The 17,513-nt window shown below is 68.5% G+C and carries 18 protein-coding genes; 16 read left to right on the plus strand and 2 right to left on the minus strand.

All coding sequences use genetic code 11. The features are described 5' to 3' along the window. Window positions 1–9 precede the first annotated feature (9 nt). The 13 genes from ACWDPV_RS15080 to tsaD all read left to right on the plus strand — a co-directional run bounded on the left by ACWDPV_RS15080 (window position 10) and on the right by tsaD (window position 12,045). Window positions 10–705 (plus strand): HAD family hydrolase, encoded by a 696-nt coding sequence (locus tag ACWDPV_RS15080; RefSeq protein ID WP_449743635.1) that lies wholly within the window; start codon window positions 10–12, stop codon window positions 703–705. Window positions 706–784: 79 nt separating this feature from the next. Then, entirely contained in the window at window positions 785–1,135 is a 351-nt protein-coding gene (locus ACWDPV_RS15085; RefSeq protein WP_449743636.1) for a hypothetical protein, read from the plus strand. After that, window positions 1,135–2,163: a hypothetical protein gene (locus ACWDPV_RS15090; RefSeq protein ID WP_449743637.1), complete on the plus strand. Its 1,029-nt coding sequence runs from the start codon at window positions 1,135–1,137 to the stop codon at window positions 2,161–2,163. Before ACWDPV_RS15085 ends, ACWDPV_RS15090 begins: the two co-directional genes overlap by 1 nt. Next, complete coding sequence (locus tag ACWDPV_RS15095) at window positions 2,160–2,420, plus strand: hypothetical protein (RefSeq protein ID WP_449743638.1); 261 nt, start codon at window positions 2,160–2,162, stop codon at window positions 2,418–2,420. The genes ACWDPV_RS15090 and ACWDPV_RS15095 overlap by 4 nt, the downstream gene beginning before the upstream one ends. A gap of 10 nt (window positions 2,421–2,430) precedes the next feature. Then, entirely contained in the window at window positions 2,431–3,372 is a 942-nt protein-coding gene (locus tag ACWDPV_RS15100; RefSeq protein ID WP_449743639.1) for an alpha/beta hydrolase, read from the plus strand. A gap of 6 nt (window positions 3,373–3,378) precedes the next feature. After that, window positions 3,379–5,241, plus strand: a complete 1,863-nt coding sequence (gene glmS, locus ACWDPV_RS15105) for a glutamine--fructose-6-phosphate transaminase (isomerizing) (protein ID WP_449743640.1) — start codon at window positions 3,379–3,381, stop codon at window positions 5,239–5,241. A gap of 6 nt (window positions 5,242–5,247) precedes the next feature. Next, the gene (locus ACWDPV_RS15110) at window positions 5,248–6,738 is read left to right on the plus strand and encodes an NAD(P)H-hydrate dehydratase (protein WP_449743641.1); all 1,491 of its coding nucleotides are present in this window, start codon (window positions 5,248–5,250) and stop codon (window positions 6,736–6,738) included. A gap of 155 nt (window positions 6,739–6,893) precedes the next feature. After that, window positions 6,894–8,120 carry an alanine racemase gene (alr, locus tag ACWDPV_RS15115; RefSeq protein WP_449743642.1) on the plus strand — a complete coding sequence of 409 codons (1,227 nt, stop codon included), beginning with the start codon at window positions 6,894–6,896 and terminating at the stop codon, window positions 8,118–8,120. Next, window positions 8,117–9,247, plus strand: a complete 1,131-nt coding sequence (locus ACWDPV_RS15120; protein WP_449743643.1) for an alpha/beta fold hydrolase — start codon at window positions 8,117–8,119, stop codon at window positions 9,245–9,247. Before alr ends, ACWDPV_RS15120 begins: the two co-directional genes overlap by 4 nt. Next, window positions 9,244–9,693 carry a tRNA (adenosine(37)-N6)-threonylcarbamoyltransferase complex ATPase subunit type 1 TsaE gene (gene tsaE / locus ACWDPV_RS15125; RefSeq protein WP_449743644.1) on the plus strand — a complete coding sequence of 150 codons (450 nt, stop codon included), beginning with the start codon at window positions 9,244–9,246 and terminating at the stop codon, window positions 9,691–9,693. Before ACWDPV_RS15120 ends, tsaE begins: the two co-directional genes overlap by 4 nt. After that, window positions 9,690–10,436: a tRNA (adenosine(37)-N6)-threonylcarbamoyltransferase complex dimerization subunit type 1 TsaB gene (gene tsaB / locus ACWDPV_RS15130; protein ID WP_449743645.1), complete on the plus strand. Its 747-nt coding sequence runs from the start codon at window positions 9,690–9,692 to the stop codon at window positions 10,434–10,436. The genes tsaE and tsaB overlap by 4 nt, the downstream gene beginning before the upstream one ends. Next, on the plus strand, window positions 10,433–11,002 hold the full coding sequence (gene rimI, locus ACWDPV_RS15135) for a ribosomal protein S18-alanine N-acetyltransferase (RefSeq protein ID WP_449743646.1): 570 nt from the start codon (window positions 10,433–10,435) through the stop codon (window positions 11,000–11,002). Before tsaB ends, rimI begins: the two co-directional genes overlap by 4 nt. After that, the gene (tsaD, locus tag ACWDPV_RS15140; protein ID WP_449743647.1) at window positions 10,999–12,045 is read left to right on the plus strand and encodes a tRNA (adenosine(37)-N6)-threonylcarbamoyltransferase complex transferase subunit TsaD; all 1,047 of its coding nucleotides are present in this window, start codon (window positions 10,999–11,001) and stop codon (window positions 12,043–12,045) included. The genes rimI and tsaD overlap by 4 nt, the downstream gene beginning before the upstream one ends. Before the next feature lie 111 nt (window positions 12,046–12,156). Here the strand turns inward: tsaD and ACWDPV_RS15145 are convergent, their stop codons facing one another. Continuing rightward, complete coding sequence (locus ACWDPV_RS15145; RefSeq protein WP_449743648.1) at window positions 12,157–12,624, minus strand: MarR family winged helix-turn-helix transcriptional regulator; 468 nt, start codon at window positions 12,622–12,624, stop codon at window positions 12,157–12,159. A gap of 98 nt (window positions 12,625–12,722) precedes the next feature. On the opposite strand from ACWDPV_RS15145, the gene ACWDPV_RS15150 reads away from it, so the two are divergent. From ACWDPV_RS15150 to groL, 3 genes are all read left to right on the plus strand, one after another. Further along, window positions 12,723–14,282: an MFS transporter gene (locus ACWDPV_RS15150; protein ID WP_449743649.1), complete on the plus strand. Its 1,560-nt coding sequence runs from the start codon at window positions 12,723–12,725 to the stop codon at window positions 14,280–14,282. A gap of 173 nt (window positions 14,283–14,455) precedes the next feature. Beyond that, complete coding sequence (gene groES, locus ACWDPV_RS15155; RefSeq protein WP_006334733.1) at window positions 14,456–14,755, plus strand: co-chaperone GroES; 300 nt, start codon at window positions 14,456–14,458, stop codon at window positions 14,753–14,755. Window positions 14,756–15,148: 393 nt separating this feature from the next. Next, the gene (groL, locus tag ACWDPV_RS15160) at window positions 15,149–16,759 is read left to right on the plus strand and encodes a chaperonin GroEL (protein WP_449743650.1); all 1,611 of its coding nucleotides are present in this window, start codon (window positions 15,149–15,151) and stop codon (window positions 16,757–16,759) included. 135 nt (window positions 16,760–16,894) lie between these two features. Here the strand turns inward: groL and ACWDPV_RS15165 are convergent, their stop codons facing one another. Further along, window positions 16,895–17,191 (minus strand): WhiB family transcriptional regulator, encoded by a 297-nt coding sequence (locus ACWDPV_RS15165; RefSeq protein WP_053777703.1) that lies wholly within the window; start codon window positions 17,189–17,191, stop codon window positions 16,895–16,897. Window positions 17,192–17,513: the final 322 nt, after the last annotated feature.

A 17,513-nucleotide genomic window follows, 5' to 3' on the forward strand; every position in this document is an offset into this window, starting at 1 on the left:
CCGCGGGTGATGAGCGGCGCACCGAAGGCCGTCCTGTTCGACTTCTCCGGCACCCTGTTCCGGTTCGAGGCTCGTGACGAGTGGTTCGCCGACCTGCACGACGAGCATGGTGAGCCACTGCACGTCGACGCCCAGGCCGAACTGATGCGCCGGATGACCCAGCCCGTCGGGCTGCCCGCCGACATCGTCGACGATGATCGGATCGCCTGGGAACGCCGCGATCTCGACCCCGAACAGCATCGCCGCGCCTATCTCGCGGTGCTCCGGGCATCCGGACTGCGTACCCCCGGGCACGCCGAATCGCTTTACGAACGTGTCCTCGACCCGCACTCGTGGGTGCCGTTCGGTGACACCACCACCGTGCTCACCGGACTCGCCGCTGCATCGGTGCCGGTCGGCGTGGTCAGCAACATCGCCTTTGATCTCCGGAAAGTCTTTGCCCTGCACGGACTTTCCGACACGATCGGTGCCTTCGCGCTGTCGTATGAGGTCGGCGCCATCAAACCCAACCCACGGATCTTCCGCGCCGCCCTCGAACCGCTCGGCGTGCCGGCCTACGACGCGCTGATGATCGGCGACAGCGCCGAAGCCGACGGCGGTGCCACGCGCATCGGCTGCGCCTTCGAACTCGTGCACGACGTCCCGGTCGCCGGGCGTCCGAGCGCATTGACCGACGCCATCCGGGCGCACGGCCTGCTGCACTGAAGTACCGGTAGTTGTGGATTCCTCCGGCACAGATGGGGGATCGTGGGTCACAATCGTCTGACGACGGGAGGGGGACCACGTGGAATCGTCGAATGTCGCGGTCGATGCGGATGAGGTGGCCGAGGTGATCGCGTTCTACCGGCGTGCGTCGCACGTGTTGACGGCCGCCACCGATGACCTGACCGCGCACGACTTCGGTGCGTGGAGCAGTAGCGGGTGTGGCGACCTGCCCGATCACGCGGTGGCCGACAACCTCGGCGTACGGGTCGGCGAGATGGGCCGCGCGCTCGCACAGGGCCTCGCCGCGCAGGCCGCATCGGCGGCCCGGCTGGCCGACATCCTGGCCCACGGCCTGGCGACGCTCGCCGATGCGGATGCCGAGGCGGCCCGGGTGGTGGCCGCATCCGCCGATCCGGAGCCGGCGTCCTGATGGTTCGGGAGCCAGAAACCCTTGCGGCGCTGCGTGATCGGGCCGTCGCGGGTGTGGAGGACCTGGTGACGGTTCTCGGCGTCGGGCGCACCATCGGGGTGACGGTGCCCGCCGACGACGACGTTCGCACCACACTGCGTGAGGTCGGGACCCTCGACCTGGCCCGGCTGTCCGCCGATGCGCATCGCCTGCAGACCGTCCACCGGGTGGTCGCCGATCTGTGGCATCGGCTCCCCGAACAGCAGGTCCGACTCGATCACGCCTGGTCGTCGGGTGCCGGTGCGGTGGCGATGACCCTGGCCGTCGACCATCAGCGGCGCGCCGAGGCCGATCTGCAGGCTCTGCGTTCGGTCGCCGACGCGACGGCCGCGGCGGCGTCGGGAATCGATCAGGTCCTTCGCACCTGGTATCTGACCGTCGCGCGACTGTCCACGCCGCTGATCGCCGGTGTCCCGCCGGGCGAACTCCCCGCCGCCGTCCTGTCCGGTCGGGTGCCCCTGACCGTCGTCGCCGCCGACATCGGCGCTCGAGTGCGTCTTCTGCACACCACGGCCGATTCCACCCGCACCGGGATCTCGGCCATCCTCGAACAGCTGGCCACCTCGGTCGGCGCCTGGTCACCGCCGTCGAACGCGCGGGCGGAATCGGGTCTGGCGGGTGCGGGCGGTACGGCCGATGGGTACGAACCCGGCGACCGCGGCAGTACGGTCGCGGTGCACACCGGTGACGACGTCATCCACGGCGTCGGCGGTGGCATCGACGCGTCGGCGGTGGGGCACCCGACCCCGAAGGACATCGAGACCCCGAACGACATGTCGGCAGACGTACCGCTGACACTCACGGCGCAGAAGTCAGAAGTGGCCGTTCCTGACGAAACATCCGGTCAGGCAACAGATTCCGGTGTCATATCCAAGTCCGGGCAACCCGGCCAAGCGCTGGGAGGTCACGCGCCGATGCCGCCTTCTCCGGCACCACCCCCGTCGTCGACGCTTCCGGAATCCGACCTCGCACTGGCGGGTGATCAGTGAACGCCGCCGAGCAGATCGAGATGATCGCGCGCGGGACCGTCGCCACGGTGACCGCGGAGTCACGCCGGTTCAGTGAGGCGACGCTGCGTCTGGCCACCGAACTCGGCGAACACCAGCAGATCCGCCGCAACGAGGTCGCGGACCTGCGCACCGAACTGCAGGCCGCGGCGGACGCCTGCGACACCGCCACCCCCCGAATCCTGCTGCCCGCGGACATGTCCGAGGCCAGTCCCCATCGGGGCCGTCCGAACGCATAGGCTGTCACACGTGCCCGGCAAGAAGCGTTCCCGCAAACCTTCCACGCCCCCGGTGAAGCTGATGAAGGAGCTGACCCGGCGAGGTCCGCATCGCGTGCTCGCCGGTGGTCTCGGCATCGTCGGCATCGAGGGTCGTGTATTCGCGCCCGCCGACGGCACCCGACGACCCGTGCTCGCCTTCGGGCACGGCTGGCTCACCGGGGCCGGTCGCTATCGCGACTTCCTCTATCACCTCGCGTCCTGGGGCTTCGTGGTCGCGGTACCCGAGGGCCAACGCGGACCGTTCGCATCCGACGTGGGTCTGGCCGCCGAGATGCGCTCGGCGGCCACCATCGTGTCCTACGCGCCCCTCGGCGACGGCACCGTGACCGCGGATCCGGCCCGCATCGGCTTTCTCGGCCACGGCTTCGGGGCCGCGGCCGCGGTGATCGCGGCCTCCGACGAGGTCGTCCTCGGCCAACCGGCCGTGTCGACGTCGGGTGTGGTCGCGATCTTCCCCGCGCCGACGACCCCGATACTCCCGGCCGCCGCGGCGCAGGTCCGCGCGTCCGGTCTGGTTCTCGCGGCCGGTACCGCCCTCGACACGTTCGACGCCAACGCCCGCCCGCTGGCGCAGGCCTACGGCGGTGATGTGGTCTTGCGCACCCTGCCCGGGGCCACCAGCAAGGGATTCCTCGAACACCGCTCACCGAAATCGCTGCTCGGCATCAACGGTGCCGACAAGGTGACCCACACGCAGGTCCGCGCGCTGACGACGGGCTTTCTGCTGCATGCGGTGGCCGGTGACGACCGCTATGCCGGGTTCGCCGATGCCTCGGAAGTCATCAAGAAGACCGTGGTCAGCGAACCGTCGGAGACCCCGGAGGGCGAGCTGGATCACGTGTCACGGTTGTTGGGCGCCAAACCGCGCAATCAGCGTGGCCGGATCGCCCGCAGAATCCCGGTACCCTGACCTTCTATGTGTGGAATCGTCGGATATGTGGGCAGCCGTGATGCCCTCGACATCGTGGTGGAAGCACTGCGACGGATGGAATACCGCGGATACGACTCCGCCGGGGTCGCGATCCTCGACGGCCGTGGTCACACGGCGGTGGAGAAGAAGGCCGGCAGGCTGGAGAACCTCGACAAGCAGATCGCCACAGTGGGACGGGAGTCGCTGGCCGGGACGACCGGCATGGGACACACCCGCTGGGCCACCCACGGGCAGCCCACCGACCGCAACGCGCATCCACACGTCAGCACCGACGGCAAGATCGCGGTGGTGCACAACGGCATCATCGAGAACTACGCCCCCCTGCGGGCCGAACTCGAGGATGCCGGCATCGAGTTCCGCTCCGACACCGACACCGAGACCGCGGTCCACCTGATCGAGCGGGAGTACGCCCACGGCGCCACCGCCGGCGACTTCGTGGCCAGCGCGTATGCCGCCCTGAGTCGGCTCGAGGGGGCGTTCACGCTCGTCTTCACCCATTCCGACCACCCCGGCACCATCGTCGCCGCGCGACGATCCACCCCGCTGGTGGTGGGCGTCGGCGACGGCGAGATGTTCGTCGCCTCGGATGTGACGGCGTTCATCGAGCACACCCGTGACGCCGTCGAACTCGGGCAGGACGAGGTCGTGGTGATCACCGCGGACAGTTTTACCATCACCGACTTCGATCAGAATCCGCAGGCGGGCAAGCCTTTTCACATCGATTGGGATCTCGCGGCCGCAGAGAAGGGCGGCTACGACTTCTTCATGCTCAAGGAGATCGCCGAGCAGCCCGCCGCGATCGCCGACACCCTGCTCGGTCACCTCGACGAGGGGCGGATTGTGCTCGACGAGCAGCGGCTGACCGATCAGGATCTCCGCGACGTCGACAAGGTCTTCGTGGTGGCCTGCGGCACCGCCTACCACGCCGGCATGCTCGCCAAGTACGCCATCGAACACTGGACCCGACTTCCCGTCGAGGTGGAACTGGCCAGCGAGTTCCGCTACCGCGATCCGGTGCTCGACCGATCCACCCTGGTGGTGGCGATCTCACAATCCGGTGAGACCGCCGACACCCTGGAAGCGGTCCGGCATGCCAAGACGCAGAAGGCGCGGGTCCTGGCCATCTGCAACACCAACGGCGCGCAGATCCCCCGCGAGTCCGACGCGGTGCTCTACACCCACGCCGGCCCCGAGATCGGGGTGGCCTCCACCAAGTGCTTCCTGGCGCAGATCGCCGCCGCCTATCTGGTGGGGCTGGCGCTCGCGCAGGCCCGCGGCACCAAGTATTCCGACGAGGTCGCCCGCGAGTTCGCGGCGATGGAGGCGATGACCGATGCGGTCCGTGACGTCCTCGGCACCATGGAACCGGTCCGGGAGCTCGCCCGATCGCTGGCCCACCACAACACCGTGCTGTTCATCGGTCGCCATGTCGGCTTCCCGGTGGCCCTCGAGGGTGCGCTGAAGCTCAAGGAACTCGCCTACATGCACGCCGAGGGTTTCGCGGCCGGCGAGCTCAAGCACGGACCGATCGCCCTGATCGACGACGGCCTGCCGGTGATCATCGTGATGCCGTCGGCCGACGGTCGTGCCGTGCTGCATTCGAAGATGGTCAGCAACATCCGTGAGATCCAGGCACGAGGTGCGCGGACCATCGTCATCGCCGAACCCGACGATGACTCGGCTCGCGCCGTCGCCGATCACTTCATCCCGATCCCCAAGACGCCCACGCTGCTGCAGCCGCTGGTCTCCACCGTCCCGCTGCAGGTGTTCGCCGCCAGCGTCGCGCAGGCGCGCGGCTACGACGTCGACAAGCCCCGCAACCTGGCCAAGTCGGTCACCGTCGAATAGGCAGCCATGCCGGTCACCTACGTCACCGCCGAACGGGTCCGCGAGGCCGAACGCGCGACCGGCGACCTGCTGACGAACGGCACGCTGATGCGCCGCGCGTCGCACGGGGTGGCGCAGGCGGTGATCGACGAGTTCACCCGCGCGGGTGGCTGCCACGGGCGCCGCGTCGGGGTGGTCGTCGGCGCCGGTGACAACGGCGGAGACGCCCTCTACGCCGGGGCCGCGCTCGTCCGTCGAGGCGTCGCGGTGAGTGCCCTGCTCCTCGCGCCCGGCAAGGCCCATCCCGGCGGGCTCGCCGCGCTCCGCCGAGCGGGCGGCCGCGTCGTCGACGTGCTGCCGACGGGGCTCGACGCGATCATCGACGGTGTCGTCGGCATCGGTGGTCGGGGACCGTTGCGCCCGGCGGCCGCGGCGGTGTTCGCCGCGCTCGACCCGCGCACCCTGGTGGTGGCCGTGGACCTGCCATCGGGCGTCGACGCCGACACCGGAGCGGTGAATACACCGGCGGTGCGTGCCGACATCACCGTCACGTTCGGGGTGCGCCGCCACGTCCATCTGCTGGCCGCCCCGCAGTGCGGGCGGGTGGTGCTCGTCGACATCGGGTTGGCGCAGGACGCCGAGGGGGAGCCGACGGCGCCCGGCGCGGCAGTCGCGACAGGGGCCACCCATCTGTATGCGCTGACCGACACCGACATCGCCGAGAGCTGGCCGGTCCCCGGGCCGCACGACGACAAGTACACCCAGGGCGTCGTCGGCATCATCGCCGGTTCGCATCGGTATCCGGGGGCGGCCATCCTGTGTTCGGGTGCTGCGGTGTCGGCGACCTCCGGGATGACGCGGTATGTCGGCTCGGCCCACGCCGAGGTGGTCTCACACTTCCCCGAGGTCGTCTCCGTCGCCGATCTCGCCGACTCCGGGCGGGTGCAGGCGTGGACGATCGGGCCGGGGGCCGGCACCGACGACGCCGCGCTGGAGACCCTGCGGACCGTCCTGGCGACCGATCTTCCGGTGCTGGTGGACGCCGACGGCCTGACCCTCGTCGCCGATCACCACGACCTCGTCGTCGGCCGGGACGCACCCACCCTGCTGACCCCGCACGCCGGTGAATTCGCGCGATTGACCGGTGAACCCGTCGGCCCCGACCGCCTCGCCGCCGTGCGGGAACTGGCCCGACGCTGGGGTGTCACGGTCCTGCTCAAGGGCCGGATCACCCTCGTCGCCGAGTCCGATGGGATCGTCTACGGCAACGATGCCGGGTCATCGTGGGCGGCGACCGCAGGCGCCGGTGACGTGCTGTCCGGGATCGCCGGATCGCTCCTGGCCGCGGGACTGCCACCGGCGTGGGCCGGTGCGGCCGCCGCGCGGGTCCACGCACACGCCGCCGCGCTGGCCTCGCGGGGAGCACCCATCGGGGCGTCGGCGCTGCTCGGGGCGCTGCGCCCGGCGATTCGCGACCTGCTGACCTCACACGGTCGTGAGCACGAGCAGCGACGGTAACGCCCTCGGGCCGGCCGGCCGGCCGATCGAAGCGGCTTCGTTCCAGGCGCGCATCGTGGTCGGCGTCACGATGGGATGCAGAGTGACGGACCAGCCACCGTGACCGTCACCTCGGTCGGCAGAGCACTCCGCATCATCTGGGACAATGGACGCCGATGAGTACCTCAGCGCTGACCGCAACCATCGACCTCGACGCGATCGCCCACAACGTGGGCGTGGTACGTGCGGCGTCGGGGGCCGGTGTGATCGCGGTGGTCAAGGCCGAGGCCTACGGGCACGGTGCGGTCCCGGTGGCACGCGCCGCCCTGGCCGCCGGGGCGAGTGAACTCGGGGTCGCCGTCATCGGCGAAGCGCTCGACCTGCGTGCGGCCGGCATCGACTCGCACATCACCGCGTGGTTGCACACAAACTCGGCCGACTTCTCGGCGGCGATCGCCGCCGATGTCGATCTCGCGCTGTCCTCACGCAGGCAACTCGCCGCGGTCCTCGATGCCGCCGCGGCCACCGGGTCCACCGCCACCGTCACAGTCAAGCTCGACACCGGGCTGGGACGCAGCGGCGTGGCACCCGACGAATGGGCGGACTTCGCCGACGATCTCGCCAAGGCGGTCGCCGATGACGCGGTCCGGGTGCGGGGCCTGATGTGTCATCTCGCCCGCGGAGACGAACCCGATCACCCGTTGAATTCGCTTCAGGCGCACCGGCTCGAAGAGGCACGCGATGACCTGGCCCGGCTCGGTGCCGCACCGCAGGTGATGCATCTGGCGAATTCGCCTGCGGCACTGACTCGTCCCGATCTGGCCTACGACCTGGTCCGGCCGGGTATCGCGCTCTACGGCGGTGTCCCGATCCCCGGACGTGACTTCGGACTGATCCCGGCGATGACCCTGACCGGGGAGATCGCGCTGGTCAAACGGATCCCGGCGGGACAGGGCGTGTCCTACAGCCACACCTGGGTGGCCGAACGGGACACCACCATCGCGGTCATCCCGGCCGGTTACGCCGACGGGGTACCCCGCCTGGCGTCCGGGCGGCTGCGTGCCCGCATCAACGGCCGGGACTTCCCGCAGATCGGCCGGGTCTGTATGGATCAGATGGTCGTCGACCTCGGACCCGGCGGTGGGGACAGCGCAGGGGGCGACGTGCGCGAGGGGGATGTGGCCGAACTCTTCGGCACCGGTGCCGACGGCGGCCCGACGGCGCAGGAATGGGCCGAGACCATCGGCACCATCGACTACGAGATCCTGTCGCGTATCGGTGGCCGCGCCGCCCGGGTGCACCGATCATCGGTATCACCGAGCGCCCACGGCACGGTGGCGGGCGATACGGCGGTGACCGCACACCAGGTGGCCGGACATTCAGCGACGGGGGATCGCCGATGAACACCACCGAACGATTCGGTGTGGCAGCGGGTTTGGCGGGTGTGGCGGCACTCGGCGGCCTCGTGGCCTCGGGCGCCGCACGCACCGCGGTCACCCGCAGACGGATGGCCCGCGGTGACGATGCCTATGCCGGAATCGATTTCACCACGATCTATGACGATCCCGCCGCGACGGTCACCACCGACGACGGTCTGGCGCTCGCGGTCCGGATCGTCGATCTCGGCGGTCTCGAACCCGGACAGACGCCGGAGTTCACCGTGATCTTCGCGCACGGGTTCAGCCTGCGGATGGCGAGCTGGCACTTCCAGCGTTACGACCTCGCCCGGCGGTGGGCCGACCGGCGAATCCGCATGGTGTTCTACGACCAGCGTGGGCACGGAGCCAGTGACGCCGCACCGGCCGAGGAGTGCACCATGGCGCGCCTCGGTGACGATGCCGCCACCGTGATCGAGGCGATGGCACCCGCCGGACCGGTTGTCCTCGTGGGACATTCGATGGGCGGTATGTCGCTGATGAAGCTGGCCGATCGGCATCCGCGCCACTTCGGACCGGACGGCCGGGTGGCCGGGGTCGCACTCGTGGCCACGGCCGCGAGCGGACTGACCAAGGCCGGACTCGGTCGCGTACTTCGCAATCCGCTGCTCGACGCCTTCGCCCTGACAGCTCGGCACACCCCCCGCGTCATCCAGGCCGGACGGGACCTGACCCGCCTCGCACTCGAACCGGTGCTGGTGGAGGCGAGCTTCGGGCCGGACTTCCACAGCCCGGCCGCCGGCCGTGCGGTGGAGAAGATGATCCAGAACACGCCCATCACCACCGTCGTGAATTTCCTCGGCGCGCTCGAACGCCACGACGAGATGCTGGCACTGCCGATCCTGGCGCAGGTGCCGACCGTGGTCGTCTGTGGCGACGCGGACAAGATGACACCGCTGCCGAACTCCTTGCGCCTCTACGGCGAACTCGGTGCCGATTCGGTGATGGAGGTCGTCGACGGTGCCGGGCACATGGTGCTGATGGAGGAACCCGATCGGGTCACCGACGCGATCGATCAACTCCTCGACCGTGCCCGGGTGGCGCTGCCGCAGCCACCCCGTCGGTGGTGGCAGCGGCGCAAGGTGCGCGCATGAGTACCGAGGTGCAGACCCGCGAGCTCCCCGACGTCACCGACACCGAGAGCCTGGGAGAGTCACTGGCACATGGCCTTTCGTCCGGCGATCTGGTGATTCTGGACGGTCCGCTGGGCGCCGGGAAGACCGCGCTGGCCCGGGGTATCGCCCGCGGACTCGGCGTCGTCGGCAGGGTCTCGTCGCCGACGTTCATCATCGCGCGCGAGCACCGCCCGGGCGGCGACGGGCGGCCCGGAATGGTGCACGTGGATGCCTATCGGCTCGGCGGTCTGGAGGAACTCGACGCCCTCGATCTCGACACCGATCTCGCCGACGCCGTGGTGGTGGTCGAGTGGGGTGAGGGGGTGGCCGAGCGACTCGCCGACCGTCATCTGCTGGTGCGGTTGACCCGCGATCCCGATACCGACGTCCGGCTTGCCGAATGGGGATGGGTGAATCACCAATGAGCACAATCACTTCGCGTGCGCAGACGCCCGATGCCGCAGGGCTCACCGTGCTGGTCATCGACACCGCGACTGACACCGTGGTCACCGGGGTGGCGAGGTGCCACCCGACCGGCGAGGTCGAGGTACTCGCGCAGCGGGCGAGTGCCGACGGTCGGCGCCACGCCGAGATCCTGACCACCCTGATGGTGCAGTGCCTGGACGAGGCGGGAATCGGTCGTGATCAGATCGACGCGGTGGTCGTCGGCACCGGTCCAGGACCCTTCACCGGACTGCGGGTGGGTATGGCTACCGGCGCGGGTTTCGCCGACGCCCTGGGCATTCCGGCGTACGGGGTGTGTTCGCTGGATGCGATCGCCCGCGAGACCGCTCGTGCGGTGCCGGCGGCGGCGGTGCTGGTGGCCACCGACGCGCGTCGCCGCGAGGTGTACTGGGCCCTCTACGGGCCGGGCGGGCACCGCCGCGTCGGGCCCGAGGTCACCGCACCCGCCCACGTCGCCGATCTCATCGACGGTGGACCCGCCGCCGTTGACGCGGTGGGTGGCTCCGCCGATCATCTCCGCCTGATCGGCTGGGCCGGAAGCGATCCGGTGATCTCGGTGCCGACGGTGGCAGGCCTCGTCGAGGCCGCACGGGGTGACCTCTACGCCGATGCCGGCCCGGGACCCCTGACGCCGCTGTACCTGCGCCGGCCCGATGCGGTCGAACGCAAGGATCAGCGGCCCAAGACGGTGAGCGCCCCGTGACAGGCGAGACGGTGACAGGTGCGCAGGTGACCGGCGGCGGGATCATCGACGCGCTGGAGTATTCGGACATCCCGCGGTGCGCGGCGTTGGAACGCGAGATGTTCAGCGAGGATTCGCCGTGGCCCGCCGCGGCCTTTCGCGCCGAACTCAACGCACCGTACAACCGGTATTTCGCCGCCCGGGACGAGCGCGGTGCGCAGGTGGTCGGCTATGCGGGGATCTCCGCCCTCGGATCGCCGGGCGATCACGAATGCGAGATCCACACGATCGCGGTGGCACCGACACATCGAGGTCGCGGATACGGACGCGGCCTCCTCGCGTCGATGCTGGCGGTCGCCGATGGCCTCGACGCACCGGTCTTCCTGGAGGTCCGCGTCGACAACGGCACCGCGATCGCACTGTATGAACGCAACGGTTTCGTGACGTCGGGCGTTCGGTGTGGCTATTACCAGCCGTCGGGAGCAGATGCCTACACGATGATCCGTCCGCGACGGTCCGAGCAGCCGCAGGTGCGGTCGGCCGATGCGCCGAGCGACGTGCACGGCGGTAGGAGTGAACAGCCATGATCGTGATGGGGATCGAGAGTTCGTGCGATGAGACCGGGGTCGGCATCGTGCGGTGGGAACCCGGTCTCGGCGACGAGCCCGGACGTGCGGTGCTGCTCGCCGACGAGGTGGCATCGAGCGTCGACGAGCACGCCCGCTTCGGGGGAGTGGTGCCCGAGATCGCGTCACGCGCCCACCTCGAGGCCATCGTCCCGACGATGCGGCGCGCCCGCGAGACGGCCGGAGTCAACCGTCCCGACGCGATCGCGGTGACCATCGGACCAGGCCTGGCGGGTGCACTCCTGGTGGGGGTGGCCGCGGCGAAGGCCTATGCGCTGGCCTGGGATGTGCCGCTGTATGCGATGAATCATCTCGGCGGGCACGTGGCGGTCGACACGCTCGAACACGGTCCGATGCCCGAATGCGTGGCACTGCTGGTGTCCGGTGGACACACCCATCTGCTGCACGTGACCGACCTCGCCGAGCCGATCGTCGAGTTGGGCACCACCGTCGACGATGCGGCGGGTGAGGCCTTCGACAAGGTCGCCCGGCTCCTCGACCTCGGGTTCCCGGGTGGCCCGGCACTGGACAAGGCTGCCGCACACGGTGATCCGCACGCCATCGAGTTCCCGCGCGGAATGACCGGCCCGCGCGATGCCCGCTACGACTTCTCCTTCAGTGGGGTGAAGACGGCGGTGGCGCGGTATGTGGAAAAGTGCCGCCGCGACGGCGTGGAGGCGCCGATCGCCGACGTCGCCGCCTCGTTCCAGGAGGCCGTCGCGGATGTGTTGACGCTCAAGGCCGTTCGGGCCTGTCAGGATCTGGGTGTGAGCACCCTGGTGCTCGGTGGCGGGGCGACCGCGAATTCGCGTATCCGGTCGCTGGCCGCGCAGCGGTGTGAGGCCACCGGCATCACCCTGCGGGTTCCGACCCCGCGACGGTGCACCGACAACGGCGTGATGATCGCGACCCTGGGCGCTCATGTGATCGCCGGTGGGGCGCAGCCGTCGCCGCTGACCGTGGCGACCGATCCCGGGTTGAGCGTGCAGCTCTCGCAGGTCTGACCCGGCAGGACTGTCTCGGCGGGACCGACTCGGCCGGTCCGAGTTACCTCGCCTACTGGGTTACCGCGCCTACTGGGTTACCGCGCCTGCTGAGTTACCTCGCCTGCTGGGTTACCGCGCCTGCTCGCGGAGCAGGTCCGGGCAGCCGACGCACAATTCGGCCAGGATGCGGCGTTGGGTGGGGCGGGCCTGGTCGTAGCGGGTGATCCCGGCGGGGGTGAGTGCGGCGAACACCGATCGGCGATCGGTCGCGCACATCGTCCGGTGCACGAGGCCGTCCTTCTCGAGTCGGCCGACCACACGCGACAACGCGCTCTGCGTCAGGTGCACCTCGCCGGCGAGGTCGTTCATCCGCAGCGAGTGACCGTCGGCGGCGCAGAGTTGTTCCAGCACTTCGAATTCGCTGGCCGTGAGCTGGTGCCGGTCCTGAAGTTCGCGGTCGAGGGTGCACTGGATGCGGTGGAAACGGATCGAAAGGTCGTGCCAGGCGGCTGCCAGATGATCGGCGGCCGTGTCATCGGCGGCACCCGGTTGCCCGGTGTTGTCGATCGCGGCGGTCGGCTCGGGCGCCCTGCTCATGGCTGCATGCTAGCACCGCGCGGGATTCGCATGCAAGAGAAAATTATGTGAGATCAATAGATGCACAAACATTAAATGTATATGCATATACTTTGCTCATGACGCAGACAGATCCGCATGTGATCGCGCATCAGGAGGCGCTCCGCGCGCCAGAGATCAACCCGTCCGACCACGTCGCGGCCGGCCACATCACCTCGGGAGGTGGGTGGCCGGCGCGTACCTGGATACTGCTGGTGGTGCTGGCGGGGGCGTTGTTCCTCGACGGCCTGGACATCTCGATGGTCGGCGTCGCCCTGCCGTCGATCGGTGCGGACCTGGGGATGGGGCAATCCGCGTTGCAGTGGATCGTGAGCGGATACGTTCTCGGCTACGGCGGTCTGCTGCTCCTGGGCGGGCGGGTCAGTGATCTACTCGGCCGACGACGGGTCTTTCTGGTGGCCCTGGGCGTGTTCGGGGTGGCGTCGGTGATCAGCGGGCTCGTCGACGTCGACGGGGTGATCGTCGGATTGCGGTTCGTGAAGGGGGCGGCCGCGGCGTTCACCGTGCCCGCCGGTCTGTCCATCATCACCACGACCTTCGCCGAAGGTCCGGCCCGTAATCGGGCACTGAGCATCTACACGGTGTGCGGTGCGAGTGGATTCTCGCTGGGTCTGGTCTTCGGTGGACTGCTGACGGAGTGGTCGTGGCGCGCGACGCTGATGTTCCCGGGTCCGGTTGCGTTGGCGCTGTTGGTGATCGGTATGCGGGTGATCCCCCGCGGCGAGCGCACGCACTTCCGGTGGGCGCAGTTCGACGTGCTCGGTGCAGTGGCCAGTACGGCCGCTTTGCTGCTACTGGTGTTCGGGGTGGTGCGGGCCCCGCAGGTGGGCTGGGGTGCGCCGGCGACGATCGGGGTGTTCGCGGCGGCGGTGGTGGCCGGTCTGCTGTTCGTCGTGGTCGAGGTGCGGCACCGGCATCCGCTGATCCGGCTCGGCATTCTGCGGTCGACCCTGCTGGTGCATGCCAATGTGTCGGGTGCGTTGATGTTCGGCGGGTACGTGGCCTTCCAGTTCGTGGTGACGTTGTATCTGCAGGATGTGTTGGGGTGGTCGCCACTGATGATGGCACTCGGGTTCCTGCCCGCCGGACTCATCGTCGCGGCCAGCGCGGTGCGGATGGACCGGGTACTGGACCGGGTGCCCACGCCGGTCCTGATGATTTTCGGGTTCGCCGCATTCCTCGGCGGCTACCTCTGGTTCGCCCGCGTCCAGCCGGGGATGGAGTACGCGGACTTCCTGCTGCCCACCATCATCCTGCTCGGCATCGGCTTCGCGCTGACCTTCCCGTCGGTGACCGCCCAGGGCACCAGTGGGGTCGACGACGACGAGCAAGGCCTCGCGTCGGGGCTGGTCAACACCAGCGTGCAGATCGGGGGTGCGGTGATGCTGGCCGTCATCACGGCCATCCTGACCAGTTCCGCCGAGCCGGCCCGCCCGGGAGCGCTGCTCGGTGGGATGACGACCGCGATCTGGGTGGTGAGCGCCTTGTCGGTGGCGGGGCTGATCGGTGCGGTGGGCGTGGCCTGGTGGAGTCGCCGGATCCGGGTACCGTCGACGACGTCGGCGCCGGATGTCAGCGCCGATGCCGACCGTGGGCGGGAGCTCTGCGGCCAGGTCTGAACTTTTGCACCCACCAACCTTGAGTGCTGGCACTCGCATGTATAGAGTGCTAGTAGGCACTGTGTTGTGAACCTCGGCACCCGCGACGACGAGGTTTGTGGCAGAGCCCCAAGTGCAGGACATCTGCAACAAATACATCGATTTCTCAGACGAGGAAGTTGAGGACTCACATCGTGGCGAGCGTGAACATCAAGCCGCTTGAGGACAAGATCCTGGTACAGGCCGTGGAGGCCGAGACGACCACCGCGTCGGGCCTGGTCATCCCGGACACCGCCAAGGAGAAGCCGCAAGAGGGCACCGTCATCGCTGTCGGCGAAGGCCGCGTGACCGAGCAGGGCAACCGCGTCCCGGTCGACGTGAAGGAAGGCGACACCGTCATCTACAGCAAGTACGGCGGCACCGAGATCAAGTACGCCGGCGAGGAGTACCTGATCCTGTCGGCGCGCGACGTGCTCGCTGTCATCGGCAAGTAAGAGATCACGAGGTCTCTCGTGTCTTTCTCCGCCCCGGTACCCCTGAAAGGGGTGCCGGGGCGGAACTGCTGAGAGAGCCGACAGACCAACAATCCGATAGCAAAAAAACGTCACCACCTATTTGCGCCGCACCGCCATACAAGGAACACGCGCGCGAGCGTGGTGAGTGGAGCGAACACGCCACCACCGCCGGTTTGCGCTGCGCCGCGATGCCGGCGGAGCCCGTAAGCGGGTGGAGTGAAAGAACCGTAACCACCGCCTGTTTGCGCCGCGCCGCGATGAGGAGGAGTCCGCGAGGAGCGCGAAGCGACAATGCGGGCGACGACGAAGAGTGGTGCACAAGGGCGCAAACTGCGCGTCGCCGGAGGCGACGCCAAAAACACAGGAGAGTGTATGTCCAAACAAATCGAATTCGATGAGAAGGCCCGTCGGGCGCTGGAGCGGGGTATTAATCAGCTCGCCGACACGGTGAAGGTCACGTTGGGGCCGCGGGGTCGGCATGTGGTGCTGGCCAAGGCTTTTGGTGGTCCGAGTGTCACCAATGATGGTGTGACGATTGCGCGTGATGTGGATCTGGAGGATCCGTTCGAGAATCTCGGTGCGCAGTTGGTGAAGTCGGTGGCGACGAAGACCAACGATGTGGCCGGCGACGGTACGACGACGGCGACGGTGCTGGCTCAGGCGATCGTGGCGGCCGGTCTGCGCAATGTGGCCGCCGGTGCCAATCCGATTGCGTTGGGTGCGGGTATCGGCAAGGCCGCCGATGCGCTGGGCGCGGAGTTGTTGCGGGTGGCGACCCCGGTGGCGGGTCAGAAGGCGATCTCGCAGGTGGCGACGGTGTCGTCGCGTGATGAGGAGGTCGGTGAGATGGTCGGTAAGGCCATGGAGACCGTGGGTGTCGACGGCGTGGTCACCGTCGAGGAGGGCTCGGGTCTGCAGACCGACCTCGATGTGACGGAGGGCGTGCAGTTCGACAAGGGTTATCTGTCGCCGTATTTCGTCACCGACGCCGACGCCCAGGAGGCGGCGCTGGACGACGCGCTGGTGCTGCTGTACCGCGACAAGATCAGCTCGTTGCCCGATTTCCTGCCGCTGCTGGAGAAGGTGGTCGGGGCGGGTAAGTCGTTGCTGATCATCGCCGAGGATGTCGAGGGTGAGCCGCTGTCGACGTTGGTGGTCAACTCGATCCGTAAGACCATCAAGGCTGTTGCGGTGAAGGCCCCGTTCTTCGGTGATCGCCGCAAGGCGTTCCTGGAGGATCTGGCGGTGGTCACGGGTGCGACGGTGATCTCGTCGGACATCGGTCTGAATCTGGCGACCGCCGAACTGGATCTGCTCGGGTCGGCTCGTCGTGTAGTGGTCACCAAGGACACCACGACGATTGTCGAGGGTGCCGGTACCTCGGAGGCCGTTGCCGATCGTGCGGCGCAGTTGCGGCGTGAGATCGAGGCGAGCGATTCGGATTGGGATCGGGAGAAGCTGGCCGAGCGGTTGGCGAAGCTGGCCGGTGGTATCGCGGTGATCCGGGTGGGCGCGGCAACCGAGACCGCGCTGAAGGAGCGCAAGCACCGCGTCGAGGATGCGGTGGCGGCGGCGAAGGCCGCGGTCGAGGAGGGCATCATCCCCGGTGGCGGTTCGGCGATCGTGGCCGCGGCTTCGGTGCTCGACGCGTTGGCCGATGAGCTGACCGATGGTGATGAGGCACTGGGTGTGCGGGTGGTCCGTGAGGCGGTCAAGACACCGTTGTTCTGGATTGCCACCAATGCCGGTGTCGACGGTGCGGTCGTGGTGAACCGCGTTGCCGAGTCGGGGGAGGGTTTCAATGCCGCGACCCTGACCTATGGCGATCTGGTGGCCGAGGGCATCATCGATCCGGTGAAGGTGACCCGGTCGGCGGTGGTGAATGCGGCGTCGGTGGCGCGGATGGTGTTGACCACCGAGACCGCGGTGACCGACAAGCCCGAGCAGGGCGGCGATGATCATGGGCATGGTCACGCACACTGACGTGCGGAGATGACCTGCCGGTCATCGCCTCGTCAGACAGACACACCTCCGGGTGGTCACTTCCATGGTGACCACCCCGGAGGTGTCTGGTCTGGGTGCGTGATCCGACCGGAGACGTTCCGGGCGGTATGAAAGTCAGCTGGCGATGCGGCGTCCGACGCCGCGCTTCATCAGCATGCTGCGTTCTGACTCGGACAGCCCGCCCCAGATGCCGTAGGGTTCGGCCACGGCGAGTGCGTGTTCGCGGCATTGGGCGATCACCGGGCATTGGTGGCACATTTCTTTGGCGCGACGCTCACGTTGTGCGCGGGCACGGCCGCGTTCTCCGTCCGGATGGAAGAACATGGACGACTCAACGCCGCGGCACAGGCCGTGCATCTGCCAATCCCACACGTCTGCGTTGGGTCCGGGGAGGTGATTGGGCTGGGGCATGGCAGCTTCTCCTTGTTGCAGGACGGGGATCGCGGGGTGGTCGCGGTCGTGGCGTGGTCCGTGCGCTGTCGCGGTGACGATCGGGTTCAACTGGGTCTGACCCGGGTGTTTTCGCTCGGCGCAAGCAAACACTAAGCGGGCCCGAGAAACGACGTCAATACCGTCAATTGGGGGGCAATGATCGGAAAGATTCCGCCATTGTTAACGGAGTGTTAGTGACGTACTGGCCGTTAGCACAGGTGGTGCCGGGTGTGTATCCGGGTCGGAGTTTGGTGCCGAGAGCCGCTGTGACCAGCGGATACTGGCGGTTGGATCGCGAACG

The sequence above is a fragment of the Gordonia sp. NPDC003504 genome, assembly GCF_053587995.1.